Below are 18,217 nucleotides of genomic sequence, written 5' to 3' on the forward strand. Positions count from 1 at the left end.
CATAGCGATCCCGTCTCGCATGGGATCGACAAACGAGACGCCCTAACCCTTCCCCAAAATCCGTCGCCGGGTGAGCGGTGAGACACCTGATCCACGAATGGGTAAGCAAGACTAGCGACACGCCATATATCCGCTATGCTAGAATTATGGAAACTGGTTCGGCCATCGCTGCACTGGGTGCTCTTGCGCAGGGCACGCGCCTCGATGTGTTCCGCCTGCTGGTCCGCCACGAACCTGCTGGAATGGCGGCCGGCGAAATCGCCCGTCAGCTCGACGTGCCACAGAACACCATGTCGGCACACCTCGGCATTCTCGCCCGCGCTGGCTTGGTCCGGTCTGAGCGCCATAGCCGATCGATCATCTACCGGGCCGATCTGGACGGCCTGCGCGCGCTGACGCTGTTCCTCGTCAAGGACTGCTGCGCCGGCTCGCCTAAACTGTGTGCGCCACTCCTCGCCGAACTCGCCCCCTGCTGCTGAAAGGACGCCCCGTGGCCGTCGATATCGTCATCTATCACAACCCCGCGTGCGGCACGTCACGCAACACCCTCGCCATGATCCGCAATGCCGGCATCGAGCCGCATGTGGTCGAGTATCTGAAAACCCCGCCCGCCCGCGCGCTGCTGGTCGCACTGATCGACCGCGCCGGCATGACGCCCCGCGAGCTGCTGCGCGAGAAGGGCACACCCTATGCAAAGCTAGGCTTGGGCGACACGTCGCTGTCTGACGACGCGTTGGTGGACGCGATGATGGCGCATCCCATCCTCATCAACCGGCCGCTGGTCGTTTCGCCGATCGGCGTGAAGCTGTGCCGACCGTCCGAAGCCGTCCTCGACCTGCTGCCAAGCGGCCAGCTAGCCGCATTCGCCAAGGAAGACGGCGAACAGGTGGTCGATGCGTCAGGCCAGCGCGTCGCCTGATGCTCCTTGCCGTCCTGATCTTCGTCGCGACGATCGCGCTCGTCATCTGGCAGCCCAAGCGCCTCGGCATCGGGTGGAGCGCGATGGGCGGGGCGGTCGTGGCGCTGCTTGCAGGCGTCGTCACCCTGTCCGACGTGCCGGTGGTATGGGGCATCGTCTGGAACGCAACCGCCGCGTTCGTCGCGATCATCGTCATCAGCCTGTTGCTGGATGAAGCCGGGTTCTTCGAATGGGCGGCACTGCATGTCGCGCGCTGGGGCGGGGGGCATGGTCGTCGGCTGTTCGTCCTGATCGTGCTGCTCGGCGCAGGTGTATCCGCGCTGTTCGCCAATGACGGTGCGGCGCTCATCCTGACGCCGATCGTCATCGCTATGCTGCGGGCGCTCGGCTTCAAGGACAGAGCCACGCTGGCGTTCGTCATGGCGGCGGGGTTCATCGCTGACACCGCCAGCTTGCCGCTGGTCGTCTCGAACCTCGTCAACATCGTGTCGGCCGACTTCTTCGGGATCGGGTTCGGGGAATATGCGTCCGTGATGGTGCCGGTCGATCTGGTGTCGATCGCCGCTACGCTGGGCGCGCTGCTGATCTTCTTCCGGCGCGATATACCGCAGGATTACGATGTCGCGGCGTTGCGCGCTCCTCATGCCGCGATCCGGGATGCCGCGACCTTCCGCGCCGGATGGATCGTCCTCGCGCTCCTGCTCGCCGGCTTCTTCCTGCTTGAACCGCTGGGCGTGCCAGTCAGCGCCGTTGCCGCTGCCGGCGCGATCCTGCTGCTGGTGATCGCCGGGCGAGGCCATGTGATCCAGACCGGCAAGGTGCTGCGCGGAGCGCCGTGGCAGGTCGTGATCTTCTCGCTCGGCATGTACCTGGTCGTCTATGGCCTGCGGAACGCAGGGTTGACCGACCATCTGGCAGCGCTGCTCGATCGCACCGCGCAAGGCGGCGTGTGGGGTGCGGCGCTGGGAACCGGCCTGATCGCGGCCGTCCTGTCGTCGGTGATGAATAACATGCCGACCGTGCTGGTGGGCGCGCTGTCGATCGACGCCGCGCACGCAACCGGGGCGGTCCGGGAAGCGATGATCTACGCCAACGTGATCGGCTGCGACCTCGGCCCCAAGCTGACGCCGATCGGCTCGCTCGCAACGCTGCTGTGGCTGCACGTCCTGGGACAGAAGGGCATTCGGATCGGGTGGGGCTATTATTTCCGGGTCGGGGTGACGCTCACCGTGCCTGTCCTGCTCATCACACTGGCGGCGCTCGCGCTGCGAATTGGGATTGCCTGATGCCTCTGCGTGACCTTGCCGACCCCGATCATCTGCCAGCGCTTGATAGGCGCTATGCGATCGATCGTCCCGCCCTTGGGCTGGGCGCTGGTGATCCGCCGCCCCGCATCCTGCTGCTCTACGGATCGTTGCGCGAACGATCCTATTCGCGCCTGTGCATCGAGGAGGCGGCTCGCCTGCTCCGCTTCTTCGGCTGCGAGACGCGCATCTTCGACCCGGCGACGCTGCCACTGCCCGACCAGCACGCAGGCGACGATCACCCTGCCGTCCACGAGCTGCGCGAGCTGTCGATGTGGTCGGAGGGACAGGTGTGGTGCAGCCCCGAACGCCACGGCCAGATAACCGGCATCATGAAGCTGCAAATCGATCACCTACCGCTCAGCATGGGCGGGATGCGTCCCACCCAAGGCCGCACGCTGGCTGTCATGCAGGTGTCGGCGGGATCGCAGTCGTTCAACAGCGTCAACACGCTGCGCGTTCTCGGTCGTTGGATGCGGATGGTGACGATCCCCAACCAGTCGTCGGTCGCCAAGGCGTTCGACGAGTTCGATGATGCAGGCCGCATGAAGCCGTCGAGCTATTACGACCGGATCGTGGACGTGATGGAAGAGCTGGTGCGCTTCACCGTACTGCTGCGCCCACATACCACCCAACTGGTCGACCGCTACTCCGAGCGAAAGGAAGCCGGTGTACCGATCGATCCGGCAACGGACCTGTCGGCCATCGCCGTTGCTCCGGGGCGCTGATCGCCATTCACGCAAACGACCCAATCGAAGCCTAGGTTACAGCCATGCAGAACATCGCACCCATCGATCGTCGTTCCTTTATGGGCCTGACCTCACTCGCGTTTTCGGGCCTGGCGCTGAGCGGTTGCGCGACATCGAGCCTTTCTCGTTCATCGATCGCGGCAGGCTATGGCCCGCTGGAGGCTGACCCGCGCCAGCTCCTCGATCTGCCGCGTGGCTTCTCATACCGCGTCATTTCCGCCCTGGGCGATCCAATGGACGACGGTCTGCGCGTACCGGATCATGCCGATGGCATGGGAGCGTTCCGGCTCGATGCGCGCCGGGTAGCTTTGGTCCGCAACCACGAGCTGTCGCCGAAACATGGCAGCATCGGTCCGTTCGCGTCCGCTCGCAGCACAGGGTCCGGCTTCGACCGCGGAACGGACGATAGCTGGTTGCCGGGCGGAACGACGACCCTCGTGTACGATCAGATGACCGGCCAGGTTGAGCGCCAGCATCTAAGCCTCGTCGGCACGATCCGGAATTGTGCAGGCGGTATCACGCCGTGGGGAAGCTGGCTCAGTTGCGAAGAAGACGTGTCGCGCGCGGGAAATGGCTTGCGCGAGGATCATGGCTGGGTGTTCGAGGTTCCTGCCGCGCACGCGGGGCGGACCGAGGCCGTTCCGATGCGCGCCATGGGGCGCTTCAACCATGAAGCAGCCGCCGTCGATCCGCGGACCGGCATCGTCTATCTGACCGAAGATCGCGACGACAGCCTGTTCTATCGGTTTCTTCCTGCATCGCCCGGGCAGCTCGCGCGCGGAGGTCGTTTGCAGGCGCTGGCGTTCGTGGACCAAGCGCTCGGCACCGACAGCCGCAACTGGGACACGCACACGCTGTCCGTAGGGCAATGGGCCGATGCCCGCTGGATCAATCTCGACGGCACCGACAGTGCGAACGACGACTTGCGGAAGCGTGGCAATCTGGCAGGCGCCGTGCGTTTCGCCAGAGGCGAAGGCATCCACTTCGGGTCAGGCGAACTCTACTTTTGCTGCACTTCCGGGGGCGCGGCGAAGCTGAGCCAGATCATGCGCTACAAGCCCTCTGCCAGCGAGGGTCAGGCCGGCGAAGCCGACGCGCCGGGCAGGCTTCAGCTCTTCGTGGAGTCGACGAGCACCGCCATGCTGAACTTCGGCGACAATCTGACGGTCGCGCCGAACGGGCACCTGATCGTCTGTGAAGACCAATATACCGACGTGGTCGACAACCACCTTCGTGGGATCACGCCGCAAGGGGCGGTCTATTCCTTCGCCCGCCTCCATGCGCAAACGGAGCTGGCCGGCGCGTGCTTCTCACCGGACGGCCGAACAATGTTCGTCAACCTGTACAGCCCTGCCAAGACGCTGGCGATCACCGGCCCCTGGAACGCTGTCACCGTATAAACGCGGCGACAGCGAAACCATCGATCCGGCACTATCAGGGAGCCGGATCGGTAACGGCCATCGATGTGTCGGAAACCCTGGAGCCGGCGCGTGACGCACGTTGCGGTCCCAACAAAGTACGAAACGGCGCTTCAACGACATGAAACGTGACGAAGGCCGTCGCGATCAGGGCGAGCGCCATGCCCAGACACCATGTGCCCTGCATAGCCACTGACGAGGCCGGCCTGAAACGCCACGCCAGGTCGCCGAGAAGGATGATCGGGAAGTTCAGCAGGTATAGGGAGTAGGATATCTTCCCGAGCATCTGCGCAGGGCTTCGCGATAGCGGCGCAGCCAGCACCCCGCGATCGTCGGCCGTCGACGCCAGCAAGAGCGCGAGAAAGGGGATGGCAAGCCAATCGCTCCGGAACACCATCAAGGCGAGCATCATGCCGGCGAGACTGGCTGCCTGCATGGTCGTCGCCAGCAAGTCGCTCAACGCGCCGTGCCGGCGCCTTGCCTGCTCGATCGACACGCCCGCCAGGAACCCGGCAAGACAGCGAAGAACCGCGAGAGGGTCGAGTACGTCCAGCGAAGTACGTGTCGTCAGAATATAGCCGTAGATCAAGACCGCCGCGATCGAGGCGACGAGGCAGACCCGTCGAGGCCATTTGGCTAGCGCGACGGCGATGAGCGGCACGAGAAGATAGACGTGCATCTCCGCGCTGATCGACCATGACGGGATATTCCAGCTCAGCGCCGCACCGGTATTCCAGATGTGCACGAGTGCGGCCTGAAGGATCAGATAATCAAAATCAGGCGCGTCGAGGAACGACCAGAACCGGGCGCCGCCCAGCATCGCCTGTGTCGGGCGAAACGCCAGAACCAGCGCAGCGAGCAAGGCCAGCGCCGCCAGATGCATCGGCAGGACTCTGGCAATACGCGCACGTAGGAAACCGATGACATCGGATCTGCGCCCGCTACCAAGTCGATCGAAATAGGAGAGCGACAGGACGTAGCCGCTCAGCATGAAGAAGAAGTCGACCCAGAGATATCCACGATCGACCAGCGGCGTGAACGGCCCGAGCGGCATCCGGTAATTCGGATCGAGCTGGAGATGATAGGCAAACACGGCCAACGCCGCGATGCCTCTCAACGCATTGTGGCAGGCAAGAAAGCGGCGAGCTTCAACGACCACCGCGCGTCCCGAACCAATGTCGGTCGAGAGACCAATCACCCGCACCGACGATCAGCAGATACAGGCAACCGAGGAGCATCGTCAGGTCGGCGCGGGACTCGTGCTGCGCGCTCCAGAAGCCATAGCGTTTGAAGTCGGGCAGGCTGAAGGGGCCGAAGCCCTCGCCGAGCAGGATGGGGAGCTTCGTCGAAATCAGCGCCACGATCATCGTGACGATCAAAGGGATCGTCGCCCACCTCGTGAACAGGCCGAGGATGATGAGGGCGCCGCACACCAATTCCACCACGCCGACGAACGGCCCCATAATCTCGGGCGCAGGAATGCCAATCTTGGCGAAGCGTCCGGCGCCTAGGATGTCGGGGAAGATCAGCTTCTGGATGCCTTCGGGAAAGAACACCACCAACCCCACCGCAAGACGGATCAGGATTGTCCATGGGCTGGCGTTGCTGTCGGCCCAACGTGCACGCATCGTCATCGGTGATTTCGTCCTTTGCTCTCTTTGGTTGCGACCCACCTGGATGCAGCTCGGCCGCCCAGCTCGCCGGCGATAAGCGCCGCCGCCAGCAGGATCGTCCCGGCGACGGGTTCCTCTTCGAGAAAGAACAGGCTGCCACCGACGACTGCGCCCACGACATTGACCCCCGCCCATGCCCATTCCGGTTTCGATATCTGTGACGGCGACATCAGGCGGTCATCCGCCGGGCAGCGATGCCGTGAAGCGGGCAAGGTCGGAAAGGCCGAGCGCCTGCTCGATGGCACCGACACGGCTCAGCGCGGTATCGAAGCCATCAGCACCGAACTGCTTGTGTTCGATCTCCTCGAACTGCTCACCCAGCTCCTTGAACCGGTCCTCCCCCAAGGCCTTTTTGAAGGCGGGAAACACGACCGTATCCTCTCGCGCCGAATGTGCTTCATACATGCGTGCAAAGCCGGTCATCGCCTTCGCCATAGCTGCCGCCTGGCCGGTTGCGATGGTCCCCGCCTTGGTCTGATCGATGATGTAGTCGGTGATCTGACGGCCCCGCTCGTGCTGGGCAAGGAGGACGGCGGGTAGCTGGGCCGCGGCACCCCCGGCCTTCTGCACGGCCGGAAAGACATAGGCCTCCTCCAGCATCTTCTCGTGATATTGCTCCCCGAAGGCACGAAAGAGCGCGGCGGCCTGATTAAGCGCGCCCACGTCGATCCGGGCGCCGGATGCGATCAGCGGCCCCGCCTCGCGATAGACGATCAGCACACGGCGTAGCACGCCGTGCTCTCGCATCAGGTCTTCGTTCGCCGTAACCTCTTCCTCGCCGCCCTCCTTGTGTTCGCCCCCACGATCGTGATCGCCTGCCTCCCGCGAGCAGGCCGCGGTCGCCAGCATCGCTGGGATCACCAGCCCCGCGGTGGTCAGCAGGGCACGGCGACCGACATCGTGATCGTTTATAGGCGAAGCCATGTTATACCTCCGGTGAGACGAAAGGGACGATCGAAGTACGTGAGGGACCGTAAACCGACATTCACAAGGACGCTATCGGTTTTCGACATCGAAGTTCGTCTATATAGCTCGCAGGATGATGATTGATGGATCACCGCGAGCTACTGTCCGGATTTGTGCGCCTGCACATCCTGCTTCATGCGGCCGACGCGCCGATCTACGGCCAGTGGATGATGGAGGAGCTGGCGCATCACGGCTATCGCCTGAGCGCTGGAACCCTGTACCCGATGCTCCACGGCATGGAGAAGAAGGGCTATCTGACCAGTCACGAAGAACGGCACGGACGCGCGGTCCGCAAATTGTATGTCGCGACCGATCTTGGACGCGAGGCCTTGGAGATCGCACGTGGGAAGGCGCGCGAGCTGTTCGGCGAACTGGTGGAAGGGCATGGGCGTGAGCGACGCCCCGGAGACGACACCGCCTGACGCCGGTCGGGTCGGCGAGGTGTTCCTCGCCTTCCTCAAGCTCGGCCTCACCTCGTTTGGCGGACCGATCGCCCATCTTGGATATTTCCACGACGAGCTGGTGCTACGTCGCAAATGGATCAGCGAGGAAGCCTATGCCGAGCTGGTGGCATTGTGCCAGTTCCTGCCTGGCCCAGCGTCCAGTCAGACCGGCTTCGTGCTTGGCCTCCTGCGCGCAGGTCCGCTTGGCGCGCTCGCGGCCTGGACTGCGTTCACATTACCGTCCGCGCTGCTCATGCTGGCGGTGGCTTCTGGCGCATCGAGCCTTCAGGGCACCGTTGCGGCCGGCGCCATTCATGGCCTCAAGCTCGTTGCCATCGTGATCGTCGCCCAAGCCGTATGGGGAATGGCGCGGTCGCTTACTCCCGATCTCCGGCGCGCGGTGATCGCGGTAGCTGCTGCCCTCGTCCTCGTCCTTTCGGGCGGGGCGATCGGGCAGGTCGCGGCCATCATCATCGGCGGATTAGCCGGCCTTGTCCTATGTCGCGATCTGGCGGCATCTCCCGGCGATGGCCTGCCGGTACGGGTTCCCCGTCGTGTGGGCGTCACCAGCATGATCCTGTTCGCGGTGATGCTGCTCGCATTGCCCGTCGTGAGTGCAGCGCTCGGCGGGCCGGGGTGGAACATGTTCGACATCTTCTACCGAGCCGGCGCACTCGTATTCGGGGGCGGCCATGTCGTCCTGCCGCTGCTGCGCGCTGATCTCGTTCCAACGGGTCTGATGACGGACGATCAGTTTCTAGCGGGCTACGGTGCCGCGCAGGCGCTTCCTGGCCCCTTGTTCGCCATCGCCGGATACCTTGGCCCGATTGCAGCCGGCAGCGCATGGGGTGCGCTTCCGGCGCTCCTTGGCGTGTTCCTGCCCGGCTTGCTGATCGTCATCGGCGTCCTGCCGTTCTGGTCGCGCTTGCGGCTTAATCCCGTCGCGCGATCGATCGTAGCGGGCGTGAACGCCTCGGTAGTCGGCATCCTGGCAATGGCGCTCTACGATCCGCTTTGGACAACCGGGATACGCTCGCTAGCGGACGTGGCGGCAGTTGGTGTGGGACTGGTCGCGATGATGCGCTGGCATATCCCGCCGATCGCGCTCGTTGTTACGATGGTCGTCTTCTCGGGAGCCGCAGCCGCACCGCTATGATGACTGCGCAAGGCCTTTCCCAAAAACGAAGGATGGTCGGGACGATCGGCTGGAGCATTCACCTAAGGACGGCAAGATAGGTGCCGTTCCCGAAATGTGTTCCCGATTGCCTTCCCCGAAACTGACCACCGGACACGGAGAAACGGGAAAACCGAACCGCAAGAAAAATGACCGGTTTTCTGGCGGTCGACGATTTTGCCTCCTCAGCGCATTCCGAAAGTCGGAAAACCCGTTGCGGAAACCACCGGCACATTGCGGGGTGCCGGATGTCTTTTCTGGCGGGGTAATTATGCTCATCGGATATGTCAGGGTGTCCAAGGCTGACGGCTCGCAGACGCTAGCACCCCAGCGCGATGCTCTGCTCGCCGCCGGTGTCGACGCCGCGCGCATTTATGAAGACCTCGCATCGGGTCGGCACGACGCCCGCCCCGGCCTGACCTCCTGCTTGAAGGCATTGCAGCCCGGCAACACACTGGTCCTCTGGAAGCTGGATCGTCTCGGACGCGACCTTCGTCATCTGGTCATCACGGCCGAGGCGCTGCGGGAACGCGGGATCGGGCTGAAGGTGCTGGCGGGTGCCGGCGCGCAGATCGACACCACGACCGCCGACGGCCGCCTCGCCTTCGGCATCTTCGCAGCGTTCGCCGAGTTCGAGCGCGAGCTCATCGCCGAGCGGACGCAGGCAGGACTTGCCGCGGCACGCGCGCGGGGACGGATGGGCGGTCGGCCGCGCAAGATGGACAAGGCCACCCTTGCGATGGCTATGGCCGCGATGTCCGATCGCAACGCGGTCGCTGCCGACGTCGCGCGCCGCCTCGGCATGACGACCACGACGCTTTATATGTACGTGAATGGTGACGGTGTCCGCCGTCAGCACCAATGGCACAGATTTGAGGTTGTGATTTAAGGAGGATCTGGGCTTCGTCGTAGTGACGAAGGAACGAAGATGAAGCCCAGATCCTCCGATGTAAAATCGCCCGCCAAGGCCCCAGCAGAGCGGATAGTGAAGGACATCCGCCGACAGACCCGGCGCCACTTTTCGGCCGAGGACAAGATCCGCATCGTGCTGGATGGCCTGCGCGGGGAAGACAGCATCGCCGAGCTATGCCGCAAGGAAGGCATTGCCCAGAGCCTGTATTACACCTGGTCGAAGGAGTTCATGGAAGCTGGCAAGCGCCGCCTGGCCGGCGACACCGCCCGTGCCGCGACCACCGGAGAGGTCCAGGACCTGCGCCGCGAAGCCCGGGCCCTGAAGGAATGCGTGGCCGATCTGACACTGGAAAACCGTCTGCTCAAAAAAGCATGGTCGCGGATGGGGGCAACGACGAATGAGGTATCCCGCATCCGAGAAGCTCGTGATCATCAGAACCGTCGAGCAGTCGCACCTGTCGGCCAAGCGCACGCTGGACCAACTCGGCATCCCTCGTCGGACATTCTACCGCTGGTATGATCGCTACCTCGAAGGCGGGCCGGAGGCGTTGGAAGATCGGCCATCGGCGCCGAGCCGGGTGTGGAACCGCATCCCGGCGGGCATCCACGACCAGATCATCGAGCTGGCGCTGGAACAGTCTGAGCTGAGCCCCCGGGAACTGGCCGTGCGCTTCACCGATGGGCAGCGTTACTTCGTGTCGGAATCCACGGTTTACCGCTTGTTGAAGGCCCACGACCTGATCACCAGCCCGGCCTATGTCGTGATCAAGGCTGCCGATCAGTTCCACACGAAAACCACGCGGCCGAACGAGATGTGGCAGACCGACTTCACCTGCTTCAAGATCATCGGTGGGGCTGGATGTATCTGTCGACCGTGCTCGACGACTTCTCACGCTACATCATCGCCTGGAAGCTGTGCACCAACATGCGAGCCGAGGACGTCACCGACACGCTGGACCTCGCCCTGGCGGCTTCTGGTTGCGACAGCGCCACGGTGCTGCACAAACCCCGGCTACTCAGCGATAATGGCCCCAGCTACATCGCGGGTGAGCTGGCGGAATACATCGAGGCCCGGAAGATGAGCCATGTCCGCGGCGCCCCGTGTCATCCCCAAACCCAGGGCAAGATCGAGCGCTGGCACCAGACCCTGAAAAACCGCATCTTGCTGGAAAACTACTTCCTGCCCGGCGACCTCGAAGCCCACATCGAGACCTTCGTCGAGCACTACAATCACCAGCGATACCACGAGAGCCTAGCCAACGTGACGCCTGCCGATGCCTACTTCGGCAGGGCTCCGGCAATCATCAAACTGCGCGAAAGGATCAAGCGACAGACCATCGAACATCGGCGCTTGCAGCACCGCAAGTTCGCCGCCTAACATCAACCCCCTGACGAGGTCCGCACTCCGCTAATATACGCCGCGAGTTGTGCCGAATGTTCTGACGACGGACAAGGTATGCCGCTGCCAGGTCGCCGTCAGTCGGCTCTGGTGCGTGTAGTTCGGTCACCGGGAGTGAGCAGCCCCCACCGGGTGGTCCGGGTTGTTAGTTAGTGCATTGTCGTCTCCGCTGCCATTGGCGGTCGTAGGTGGAGCGAAGCGGAACCGGAGGCCGGCAATGGCGGTGTCGCCGCTTCTGGTACCGGCGGGCGGTAGCCCAGGCTGCTGTGCGGCCGGACGGTGTTGTAGTGACGGCACCACGCCTCGATCAGCACCTTGGCCTCGGCGAGGCTGTAGAAGATCTCGCCGTTGAGCAGTTCGTCGCGCATGCGACCGTTGAAGCTCTCGACAAAGCCATTCTGCGTCGGCTTGCCAGGCGCGATGTAGTGCCACTCGACGCCGACATCTCCCGACCAGACGAGCACCGCGTTCGACGTCAGTTCAGTCCCGTAGCACATTGGGAAGCGCTGGTTCGGGAGCCGCTATGGCCCTGATGAAGACAAGGCCGCGTAGCGGCCGTAGACTTCATCAGGGCAAGCCATGGCCGGTCAGCAGGTATCTAAAGTGAGGTTGTCGAGACAACACTTTGGAGGCCGACCGACCATGACCAAGCTCACCTCTACGCCTGCCGGCGCCGTGCTGGTAGCCATCGACATGTCCAAGAGCCGACAGGAGGTTCTCATCGAGCGACCGGAAGGCGGCCGGCGCCGGCGGATGACCGTCATGGCGACCAGGCAGGACTATGACGGCTTTGCCGAGCAACTCGCTGCCATCGGGCGCCCTATCATCGTCGGGTTCGAGGCGACGGGTAATTACCATCGTACGCTGGCGCACCGGCTGCTGACGGCAGGGTTCGAGCTGCGCCTCATCTCGTCGGTCGCGCTCGCCAGAACGCGCGAGGCGCTGCACAACGGCTGGGACAAGAACGACTCCAAGGACGCGCAGGTCATCCTGCACATGCTGCGGATCGGTGCGACGCAGCGCTACGTCGACCCGCTGGTGGCCGGAATCAACGACCTGCAGGAGCTCTCGAAGACTCACGAGACGATCTCAAGGATGAAGACGCAGACCTGGCATCGGATCCTGACCCACTACCTGCCGCTGTACTTCCCCGAGATCGCCCGCTTCGCAGGCAACAGCCGGTCCGACTGGTTCCTGGCGCTCATCGAGCGGTTTCCGACGCCGGCCACCATCACGGCGCTGGACCGCGAGGCGTTCTCGGCCGCGGCATGGCCGCTCATCGGCCGCAAGGTCTCCAAGGCACGCCTCATCAACGACATCTACGAGACGGCGTCCGCCTCGACGGCACTGCCGGTGCCGGAGAGCTCAGCCGCCATCACCATGTTCCGCATGGTCATCGCGCAGGGCCGCAGCCTCATCCACCAGCGAGACGAGATCGAGCGGCTGGCCCATGCGCGGCTCGCCGATGACGTCGATTACCAGCTGCTGCGCAACATTCCGGGCATCGGTCCGATCAACGCGCTGACCATCCTGGCCGAGGCCGGTGATCTGCGGCGCTTCAACCATCATCGTCAGTTCCTGAAGTTCTGCGGTCTCGATCTCGCAACGTGTCAGTCAGGCACGTTCCGTGGCCGCACGAAGCTGTCCAAGTACGGCAATGCGCGCCTGCGCCGGACCTTCTGGATGGCTGCCCAGGTCGCCGCGCGTCAGCGCGACAACAGCTTCCGCGACAAGCTCGGACGATATGTCGCCGGGCACGCGGACGATGCCGACCGTCGCCGCAAGGCGATGACGGCGCTCACCGCCAAGATGGCGCGCGTGGCTCACGCCGTCATCAAGACGGGGACAGAGTACCGGCCGTTCCTCGAACGGTCGGATGCCAGGTGGAAGGACCCCTCTCTGCAAGTGCCGTGAGGGCGCTCGTCGAGCGACCCTGTAGATAATGTTCGGGCCTTCCACCTGGGTGCGTATCTCGTTTTAAGGATGGTGAGGACCACGGCCGCCTCGGCGCTGCTGGATCCTGTGTTTGCTATGGCAGGGAGCGATCCCGTTGACGGTGGGAGCCATCTGGCTCAGATTGCATGCCGCGCCGACGGTTGTCGGCGCATGGATATCTGCTGGCCAAAACCCGCCGCTGCTTCCTGACATAGGACGTTGTCCGACCTGATGTGCGCTGGCGGACCGCGTTCAATGAACAGGTCGGCCAATGCGGCCAGCACGTCTTCGTGGCGGAGCTGGCGTGACACGACCAGCGCCAGACTCTCGCGACTGGCCTCGTCGATGATGGTCAGGATGCGGAACTTGCGCCCGTCGTGGGTGCGCTCCTCGACAAAGTCATAGGCCCAGACGTGCCCCGGATACTCTGGTCGAAGCCGGATGCAGGAGCCGTCATTGAGCCACAGCCGGCCGCGTTTCGGTTGGCGCTGCGGCACCTTCAGCCCCTCGCGCCGCCAGATCCGCTCGACCCGTTTGTGGTTCACCGACCAGCCCGCCGCATGCAGCAGCGCGGTCACCCGACGGTAGCCATAGCGCCCGTACTGCTTTGCCAACGCCACGACATCGTCGGTGAACGCCTGCTCGTCATCTGCCCCGCACGGTACTTTGCGCTGCGTCGACCGGTGCTGCCCGAGCACGCGGCACACCCGTCGCTCGGATACGTCCAGCACCTCTTTCACCTGGTCGATGCAGCGCCGGCGCCGCGCGGGGCTCAGAAGTTTCCCCGTGCCGCCTCCTGCAGGATCAGCTTGTCCAGCGTCAGGTCGGAGATCGCGCGACGCAGCCGCAGGTTCTCTTTCTCCAGGTCTTCCATCCGCCGTGCCTGATCCGTCTTCAGGCCGCCATACTCCTTGCGCCAGCGATAGTAGGTCTGCTCGCTGACCGCGATCCGCCGGCACGCCTCGGCGGTCGTCCCGCCCTGGCCCAGCACAATCTCCACCTCACGCAGCTTGCCGATGATCTCCTCGGGCTTGTGCTTCTTCGCAGGCATTCGTCGTCCCTTCCTGATCCAGACTGTCATAGTCGATGGACTACTCAGAAGGGGGCAGCTCAGGAGGGTGATGGCAATTGCCAGCACCGCGTCCATGAATGCCTCGAGGCGGTCCGATTTGCGTTCGGTTGCTTTGAAAGACGATGTCGCCATCTGACGCTACAGCATTTCGAGTGGGCGACGGCCCGCTGGCCGGGGAAATGCCGCATCGAGTGTCGCAAGGTCGGCGTCGGAGAGGACGATATCTGCGGCCGCGCGGTTCTCCCGCACATGTGCAATCGAACTCGCTTTCGGGATGGCGATAAGACCATCGTGGCGCAACGTCCAGGCAAGTGCGACCTGCGCAGGGGTTCCGCCAACCTGGGCCGCTACTTTGTCGAGGGCGGGATGGCTTGTGAGGCGTCCCTGCTCGACGGGACTATACGCCATCACTGGCACTTTGTGCTGTGCGAGCCACGGCAACAGGTCCAACTCAGGGCCTCGACGGACGAGATTGTAGAGGATCTGATCGGTCACGCAGCCATCCCCGCCGGCAGCGACAAGCTCGTCCATATCGTCGGTATCGAGGTTGCTGACACCCCAATGCCGAATTTTCCCCGCTGATTTCAACGCCTCCATTGCCTCTATCGTCTCAGCGAGCGGCACCGATCCACGCCAGTGGAGCAGGTAGAGGTCGAGCCGATCGGTGCCGAGCCGCTTCAGGCTCGCCTCGCACGCACCGGCAAGGCGGAAGCGCGATGCGTTCTGTGGATACGCCTTGCTGACGAGGAACAACTGGTCGCGACGATCGCCGAGCGCTTCGCAGATCAGCGTTTCCGCCGCACCATCGCCATACATTTCAGCGGTATCGATGAGCGTCATGCCTAGCTCGACACCGGCGCGTAGCGCGGCGATCTCATCGGATCGCCGCTCAGCACGTTCACCCATCTTCCAGGTGCCTTGACCCATTGAAGGAACCACTTCCCCGCCGAGCAATGTCACGTGTTTCATGTGCTTTCGTCCAATGAGATGAGTTCGACTGTTCGGTCGCGAGAGGCGGATTGGCAGATGACCACCATGTAACGGTCATATCGCGGCCGGCCATCGATCGAGTGCCATTTTGGCGATGGAGAGCAGTTCGTTGATCGTAGCGCCGTCGCGCGCCTGAACGGACATGCCTTCCATGACCGTATTGATGAATTTGCCTAGCACGGCCGGATCGGTGTTGGCCGCAAGCTCGCCCTGCGCGGCGCCGCGTTGCAGACGCTCGATCAGGAGGGCCTCCGCCGCGATGCGCTTGTCGCGCAGCAGGCATTCGATGGCGGCGGACGCCGGCGAAACGGCTGCCGCTGCCGAATACATGAAGCAGCCGGCCGGCGTTCCAGGTTCCGAGAATGATGACGCCGCTCGTTCCAGCAGGCCTTTGACGGCCTCGTAGGTGGACAACGCCGGATCGTTGATGGGTGCATAGAGGTGGACGCTGAACGTCGCGGCGTAGCGCTCGATCACCGCCGCAAACAGCCCCGCCTTGTTGTCAAACGCTGCATAGAGACTGGCAGCGGCGACGCCAGTCTCCGCCACCAGATCGGCCATCGATGTCGCCTCGTAGCCGCGCTGCCAGAACAGCCGCACCGCCTTGTCGAGCGCAGCGTCAGTGTCGAACACACGAGGGCGACCTGCGCGGCGACGGGCTTTCGTCTCTGTCATCTCTGGTGCACGATATGGAACGATCGATAAATAATGTCTTGAAACGGGTGGTCTTCTCCCTTATAGAACGATCATTCAATAATCAAGGAATCTCCAATGAGCCGCATCGTCCGCATCCACGAATATGGCGACGCCAGCGTCCTCAGGATTGAAGATGTGGCCGTCCCCGCGCCCGCGGCCGACGAAGTGCAGATCGCGGTGAAGGCGATAGGCATAAACCGCGCCGAGGTGATGTTCCGCAACCATGCCTACCTTCAGGAAGCCGAGTTCCCGAGCCGCCTTGGCTATGAGGCTGCCGGCACTGTCGTTACGGTCGGCGCGGACGTGACCGGGGTTGCGGAAGGCGAAGCCGTCAGCGTCATCCCCCCGCTCGATATCGCGCGCTGGGGCACTTATGGCGAGGTCGCCAACGTGCCCGCCCGCCTCGTCGTCAAGCATCCGGCGGCGCTGTCGTTCGAGGAAGCGGCGGCCGTGTGGATGCAGTATGTCACCGCCTGGGGTGCGCTGGTGGAGCAGGCGAAACTCGGCGAGGGCGATTTCGTCATCGTCACTGCTGCCTCCAGCAGCGTCGGCCTTGCTGCCTTCCAGATTGCGCGGATGGTCGGCGCGACGGTAATCGCGACGACGCGTACCGGCGCCAAGCGCCAGGCCCTGATCGATGCCGGTGCACATCATGTCGTCGCAACCGGGGAAGAGGATCTGGTAGCGAGGGTGATGGAGATAACCGATGGTCAGGGTGCGCGCGTGGTGCTCGATCCGGTCGGAGGCCCGTCGTTCGAGCCGCTGACCGAGAGCATGGCACGCGGCGGCATCCTGCTCGAATATGGCGCGCTCAGCGGCGAACCGACGCCGTTCCCGTTGTTCTCCGTGCTGGGCAAGAGCCTCACGCTCAAGGGGTATCTCTACAGCGAGATCGTCTCGGACGATGCCGCCCTCGATCGCGCCAAGGCGTTCATCGTGGCGGGTCTGGAATCGGGCGCGCTCAAGCCGCGGATCGCGCGCACTTTCCCGCTCGACGCCATCCAAGACGCTCACCGCTTCCTCGAATCGAACGACCAGATCGGCAAGGTCGTCGTTACGGTCTGACCGGCATACCGGGGAGTGAGCCATCGCTCCCCCACGAATTTGCGCTAACGCAACGGCCTCGCACCAGCAATCGGTTTAACTCAACGAGGGTATCCCAACATGAAATCGCGCGCCGCTGTAGCCTTCGAGGCGGGCAAGCCACTCGAAATCGTCGAGATCGATGTCGCCCCACCCCGGAAAGGCGAAGTCCTCATACGGGTGACGCACACCGGTGTGTGCCACACCGACGCGTACACGCTGGCGGGGAGTGATCCGGAGGGTGTTTTCCCGGTGGTTCTGGGCCACGAGGGCGCGGGCATCGTTGTCGAGGTCGGTGAAGGCGTCACCAGCGTCGGACCGGGCGATCACGTGATTCCGCTCTACACCGCCGAATGCGGCAAGTGCGACTTCTGCCTGTCGGGCAAGACCAACCTGTGCGTCGCTGTCCGCGAAACGCAGGGCAAGGGCTTGATGCCCGATGGGACCACCCGCTTTTCGTACAATGGTCAGCCCCTCTATCATTACATGGGCTGTTCAACCTTCAGTGAATATACTGTCGTCGCCGAAGTCTCGCTCGCCAAGATCAATCCCGAGGCAAACCCCGAACATGTCTGCCTGCTCGGCTGCGGCGTCACGACCGGCATCGGCGCAGTCCACAATACCGCCAAGGTCCAGCCCGGAGACTCGGTCGCCGTGTTCGGCCTCGGCGGCATCGGCCTCGCGGCGATTCAGGGTGCGCGCCAGGCGAAGGCGGGTCGCATCATCGCCATCGACACCAATCCATCCAAGTTCGAGCTGGCACGCCAGTTCGGTGCGACCGAGTGCATCAACCCCAAGGACCATGACAAGCCCATCCAGCAAGTGCTGATCGAGATGACGGGCTGGGGCATCGATCATACCTTCGAGTGCATCGGCAACGTCCACGTCATGCGCGCCGCGCTTGAATCAGCGCACCGTGGCTGGGGTCAGTCGATCGTGATTGGCGTTGCCGGCGCGGGCGAGGAAATCTCCACCCGCCCATTCCAGCTCGTCACGGGCCGCGTATGGAAGGGGTCCGCTTTCGGTGGCGTCAAGGGACGGACACAGCTCCCCGGCATGGTCGAGGATGCGATGAGAGGCGATATCGATCTGGCCCCATTCGTAACCCACACGATGGGTTTGGAGGAGATCAACGAGGCCTTCGAACTGATGCACGAAGGCAAGTCGATCCGCACGGTCATTCACTACTGACCCGCCGATCCGAAGCGGCGCGAGGCGCTCGGATCGACAACTCGGCCGTCATCATGGCCGGGCCCCCGGCCATGATGAAGCGCGCCCTGGCAAATGGGCAACGCGTCGCGATGCGGTAACAAGCGCCGAATTGCGGTCGTTACATGCCGATAGCGGCACGGACCAGGCCGCCTAGCCCAGGCGCTTACCAGCGGAGTGCGTGTGGCCTCGTCGCGCGACCCAACGGGAAAAATGGTTTTGTCGGAACCTTTGTCCAATGCTGGAGAAATATTTCAAAGGTGCCGAACATAGGG

The 18,217-nt window shown here is 63.6% G+C and carries 18 protein-coding genes and 4 pseudogenes; 14 read left to right on the top strand and 8 right to left on the bottom strand.

Annotation, left to right across the window (positions count from 1 at the left end; all coding sequences use genetic code 11):
- Positions 1 to 146: 146 nt before the first annotated feature.
- The 5 genes from ACM61V_RS20505 to ACM61V_RS20525 are packed head-to-tail and all read left to right on the top strand — an operon-like array spanning position 147 to position 4,372.
- A complete protein-coding gene (locus tag ACM61V_RS20505; protein WP_039396652.1) occupies positions 147 to 479 on the top strand; it encodes an ArsR/SmtB family transcription factor in 333 nt (110 codons plus the stop codon).
- Between the two features lie 11 nt (positions 480 to 490).
- Positions 491 to 919: an arsenate reductase (glutaredoxin) gene (arsC, locus tag ACM61V_RS20510; RefSeq protein WP_039396656.1), complete on the top strand. Its 429-nt coding sequence runs from the start codon at positions 491 to 493 to the stop codon at positions 917 to 919.
- Positions 919 to 2,205, top strand: coding sequence for an arsenic transporter (locus tag ACM61V_RS20515; protein WP_185707952.1), 1,287 nt, complete (start codon positions 919 to 921; stop codon positions 2,203 to 2,205). Before arsC ends, ACM61V_RS20515 begins: the two co-directional genes overlap by 1 nt.
- Entirely contained in the window at positions 2,205 to 2,951 is a 747-nt protein-coding gene (arsH, locus tag ACM61V_RS20520; RefSeq protein WP_039396659.1) for an arsenical resistance protein ArsH, read from the top strand. Before ACM61V_RS20515 ends, arsH begins: the two co-directional genes overlap by 1 nt.
- Positions 2,952 to 2,995: 44 nt before the next feature.
- Positions 2,996 to 4,372, top strand: a complete 1,377-nt coding sequence (locus ACM61V_RS20525) for an alkaline phosphatase PhoX (RefSeq protein WP_419714641.1) — start codon at positions 2,996 to 2,998, stop codon at positions 4,370 to 4,372.
- A 34-nt stretch (positions 4,373 to 4,406) separates the two neighbouring features.
- Here ACM61V_RS20525 and ACM61V_RS20530 read toward each other — a convergent pair whose 3' ends face one another.
- Genes ACM61V_RS20530 through ACM61V_RS20545 form a run of 4 tightly spaced genes read right to left on the bottom strand, consistent with a single transcriptional unit; the run spans position 4,407 to position 6,987 of the window.
- Positions 4,407 to 5,549: an acyltransferase family protein gene (locus tag ACM61V_RS20530; RefSeq protein WP_419714642.1), complete on the bottom strand. Its 1,143-nt coding sequence runs from the start codon at positions 5,547 to 5,549 to the stop codon at positions 4,407 to 4,409.
- Entirely contained in the window at positions 5,539 to 6,024 is a 486-nt protein-coding gene (locus tag ACM61V_RS20535) for a DoxX family protein (protein WP_343545662.1), read from the bottom strand. Before ACM61V_RS20535 ends, ACM61V_RS20530 begins: the two co-directional genes overlap by 11 nt.
- The gene (locus ACM61V_RS20540; RefSeq protein ID WP_419714643.1) at positions 6,021 to 6,233 is read right to left on the bottom strand and encodes a hypothetical protein; all 213 of its coding nucleotides are present in this window, start codon (positions 6,231 to 6,233) and stop codon (positions 6,021 to 6,023) included. The genes ACM61V_RS20535 and ACM61V_RS20540 overlap by 4 nt, the downstream gene beginning before the upstream one ends.
- 7 nt (positions 6,234 to 6,240) lie before the next feature.
- The gene (locus ACM61V_RS20545) at positions 6,241 to 6,987 is read right to left on the bottom strand and encodes a hemerythrin domain-containing protein (protein WP_419714644.1); all 747 of its coding nucleotides are present in this window, start codon (positions 6,985 to 6,987) and stop codon (positions 6,241 to 6,243) included.
- A gap of 125 nt (positions 6,988 to 7,112) precedes the next feature.
- Between ACM61V_RS20545 and ACM61V_RS20550 the strand changes: the two genes are divergently transcribed.
- The 6 genes and pseudogenes from ACM61V_RS20550 to ACM61V_RS20575 all read left to right on the top strand — a co-directional run bounded on the left by ACM61V_RS20550 (position 7,113) and on the right by ACM61V_RS20575 (position 10,936).
- Positions 7,113 to 7,451 (top strand): PadR family transcriptional regulator, encoded by a 339-nt coding sequence (locus ACM61V_RS20550; protein WP_343545660.1) that lies wholly within the window; start codon positions 7,113 to 7,115, stop codon positions 7,449 to 7,451.
- Positions 7,420 to 8,628 (top strand): chromate efflux transporter, encoded by a 1,209-nt coding sequence (gene chrA, locus ACM61V_RS20555; protein ID WP_343545659.1) that lies wholly within the window; start codon positions 7,420 to 7,422, stop codon positions 8,626 to 8,628. The genes ACM61V_RS20550 and chrA overlap by 32 nt, the downstream gene beginning before the upstream one ends.
- A gap of 289 nt (positions 8,629 to 8,917) precedes the next feature.
- Positions 8,918 to 9,535, top strand: a complete 618-nt coding sequence (locus tag ACM61V_RS20560; protein ID WP_298278867.1) for a recombinase family protein — start codon at positions 8,918 to 8,920, stop codon at positions 9,533 to 9,535.
- 39 nt (positions 9,536 to 9,574) lie between these two features.
- The gene (locus ACM61V_RS20565; protein WP_345907746.1) at positions 9,575 to 10,078 is read left to right on the top strand and encodes a transposase; all 504 of its coding nucleotides are present in this window, start codon (positions 9,575 to 9,577) and stop codon (positions 10,076 to 10,078) included.
- Positions 9,984 to 10,223, top strand: a pseudogene (locus tag ACM61V_RS20570) (helix-turn-helix domain-containing protein); the annotation flags it as partial. The gene ACM61V_RS20565 and the pseudogene ACM61V_RS20570, both read left to right, overlap by 95 nt.
- Positions 10,224 to 10,372: 149 nt before the next feature.
- Complete coding sequence (locus ACM61V_RS20575) at positions 10,373 to 10,936, top strand: transposase (protein WP_419714645.1); 564 nt, start codon at positions 10,373 to 10,375, stop codon at positions 10,934 to 10,936.
- A 170-nt stretch (positions 10,937 to 11,106) separates the two neighbouring features.
- On the opposite strand, the pseudogene ACM61V_RS20580 reads toward ACM61V_RS20575, so the two are convergent.
- A pseudogene (locus ACM61V_RS20580) lies at positions 11,107 to 11,424 on the bottom strand (integrase core domain-containing protein); the annotation flags it as partial.
- A 175-nt stretch (positions 11,425 to 11,599) separates the two neighbouring features.
- Here ACM61V_RS20580 and ACM61V_RS20585 point away from each other — a divergent pair.
- Positions 11,600 to 12,896, top strand: a pseudogene (locus tag ACM61V_RS20585) (IS110 family transposase).
- Between the two features lie 214 nt (positions 12,897 to 13,110).
- Here ACM61V_RS20585 and ACM61V_RS20590 read toward each other — a convergent pair.
- The 3 genes and pseudogenes from ACM61V_RS20590 to ACM61V_RS20600 all read right to left on the bottom strand — a co-directional run.
- A pseudogene (locus ACM61V_RS20590) lies at positions 13,111 to 13,943 on the bottom strand (IS3 family transposase); the annotation flags it as partial.
- Between the two features lie 159 nt (positions 13,944 to 14,102).
- A complete protein-coding gene (locus ACM61V_RS20595; protein ID WP_345907805.1) occupies positions 14,103 to 14,933 on the bottom strand; it encodes an aldo/keto reductase in 831 nt (276 codons plus the stop codon).
- 75 nt (positions 14,934 to 15,008) lie between these two features.
- A complete protein-coding gene (locus tag ACM61V_RS20600; protein ID WP_198382195.1) occupies positions 15,009 to 15,587 on the bottom strand; it encodes a TetR/AcrR family transcriptional regulator in 579 nt (192 codons plus the stop codon).
- A gap of 138 nt (positions 15,588 to 15,725) precedes the next feature.
- Between ACM61V_RS20600 and ACM61V_RS20605 the strand changes: the two genes are divergently transcribed.
- Positions 15,726 to 16,715 (top strand): zinc-dependent alcohol dehydrogenase family protein, encoded by a 990-nt coding sequence (locus tag ACM61V_RS20605; protein ID WP_345907804.1) that lies wholly within the window; start codon positions 15,726 to 15,728, stop codon positions 16,713 to 16,715.
- A 99-nt stretch (positions 16,716 to 16,814) separates the two neighbouring features.
- Positions 16,815 to 17,924 carry an S-(hydroxymethyl)glutathione dehydrogenase/class III alcohol dehydrogenase gene (locus ACM61V_RS20610; protein ID WP_043061438.1) on the top strand — a complete coding sequence of 370 codons (1,110 nt, stop codon included), beginning with the start codon at positions 16,815 to 16,817 and terminating at the stop codon, positions 17,922 to 17,924.
- Positions 17,925 to 18,217 lie beyond the last annotated feature (293 nt).

The sequence above is a fragment of the Sphingomonas sp. TX0543 genome (assembly GCF_048565505.1).
Lineage (GTDB): Bacteria > Pseudomonadota > Alphaproteobacteria > Sphingomonadales > Sphingomonadaceae > Sphingomonas.

What these genes read in the sequence shown, in the direction of transcription:
- ACM61V_RS20505 (WP_039396652.1), top strand. Translation starts at nt 147, where the DNA reads ATGGAAACTGGTTCGGCCATCGCTGCACTGGGTGCTCTTGCGCAGGGC.
- ACM61V_RS20515 (WP_185707952.1), top strand. Translation starts at nt 919, where the DNA reads ATGCTCCTTGCCGTCCTGATCTTCGTCGCGACGATCGCGCTCGTCATC.
- arsH (WP_039396659.1), top strand. Translation starts at nt 2,205, where the DNA reads ATGCCTCTGCGTGACCTTGCCGACCCCGATCATCTGCCAGCGCTTGAT.
- ACM61V_RS20525 (WP_419714641.1), top strand. Translation starts at nt 2,996, where the DNA reads ATGCAGAACATCGCACCCATCGATCGTCGTTCCTTTATGGGCCTGACC.
- ACM61V_RS20535 (WP_343545662.1), bottom strand. Translation starts at nt 6,024, where the DNA reads ATGACGATGCGTGCACGTTGGGCCGACAGCAACGCCAGCCCATGGACA.
- ACM61V_RS20540 (WP_419714643.1), bottom strand. Translation starts at nt 6,233, where the DNA reads ATGTCGCCGTCACAGATATCGAAACCGGAATGGGCATGGGCGGGGGTC.
- ACM61V_RS20545 (WP_419714644.1), bottom strand. Translation starts at nt 6,987, where the DNA reads ATGGCTTCGCCTATAAACGATCACGATGTCGGTCGCCGTGCCCTGCTG.
- ACM61V_RS20550 (WP_343545660.1), top strand. Translation starts at nt 7,113, where the DNA reads ATGGATCACCGCGAGCTACTGTCCGGATTTGTGCGCCTGCACATCCTG.
- ACM61V_RS20560 (WP_298278867.1), top strand. Translation starts at nt 8,918, where the DNA reads ATGCTCATCGGATATGTCAGGGTGTCCAAGGCTGACGGCTCGCAGACG.
- ACM61V_RS20565 (WP_345907746.1), top strand. Translation starts at nt 9,575, where the DNA reads ATGAAGCCCAGATCCTCCGATGTAAAATCGCCCGCCAAGGCCCCAGCA.
- ACM61V_RS20595 (WP_345907805.1), bottom strand. Translation starts at nt 14,933, where the DNA reads ATGAAACACGTGACATTGCTCGGCGGGGAAGTGGTTCCTTCAATGGGT.
- ACM61V_RS20605 (WP_345907804.1), top strand. Translation starts at nt 15,726, where the DNA reads ATGAGCCGCATCGTCCGCATCCACGAATATGGCGACGCCAGCGTCCTC.
- ACM61V_RS20610 (WP_043061438.1), top strand. Translation starts at nt 16,815, where the DNA reads ATGAAATCGCGCGCCGCTGTAGCCTTCGAGGCGGGCAAGCCACTCGAA.